Origin of the sequence: Microcoleus sp. Pol17C6, from assembly GCF_036701145.1 — a bacterium.
In the GTDB taxonomy this organism is placed as follows: domain Bacteria; phylum Cyanobacteriota; class Cyanobacteriia; order Cyanobacteriales; family Microcoleaceae; genus Microcoleus.
Window position 1 is genome coordinate 25333 of sequence record NZ_JAUBQH010000080.1, and the last position, 827, is coordinate 26159.

Sequence of the window (827 nt, forward strand, 5' to 3'; positions counted from 1 at the left end):
GGATTAATAGTGACGGTACTACCAGTAACGGTGACATTCGTGGAAGTAACATTGATGGTTTCTACCACTGAGTTGTCGGAGACTTTCTTGATGACAATATTGCCAGTGCCTTTCTGTACGGCTTCGCTCAAGTTGACAACTACATTAGCAGCAACTGCAACACTGGTGGCGTTGTCTGCGGGGGTGAAAGTGGTGGCTGTAGGCGCTGTGGTGTCAGCAGTGGTGAAATTCCAGGCAGTTGCGCCTGTAGTACCGGCATAATTATTACCTGCTAAGTCTTTAATCGCACCGGCAGCAATTTCAACGTAGTAACCAGTACCTTGCGCTAAATCTGCCGTGGGATTAATAGTGACGGTACTACCAGTAACGGTGACATTCGTGGAAGTAACATTGATGGTTTCTACCACTGAGTTGTCAGAGACTTTCTTGATGACAATATTGCCAGTGCCTTTTTGTACGGCTTCACTCAAGGTGACAACTAAATCAGCAGCAACTGCAACACTGGTGGCGTTGTCTGCGGGGGTGAAACTGGCCGCGGTGGGGGCTGTGGTATCAGCGGCGACAGCAGTGGTGAAATTCCAAGCAGTTGCCCCTGTAGTGCCGGCATAATTGTTACCAGCCGAGTCTTTAATCGCCCCGCTAGCAATTTCAACGTAGTAATCAGTACCCTCAACTAAATCCGCTGTGGGATTAACTGTGACTGTACTACCGCTGACGGTGACATTGGCTGAGGTGACATCAATGGTTTCTACCACTGAGTTGTCAGAGACTTTCTTGATGACAATATTGCCAGTGCCTTTTTGTACGGCTTCACTCAAGGTGACAAC

Annotated in this window: 1 protein-coding gene; it reads right to left on the minus strand. The window is 48.4% G+C overall.

Going from position 1 to position 827, the window contains the following annotated elements:
* Positions 1–827, minus strand: an 827-nt coding sequence (locus QUA25_RS26105; protein ID WP_333042308.1) for an Ig-like domain-containing protein, incomplete at both ends; no start/stop codon positions are given.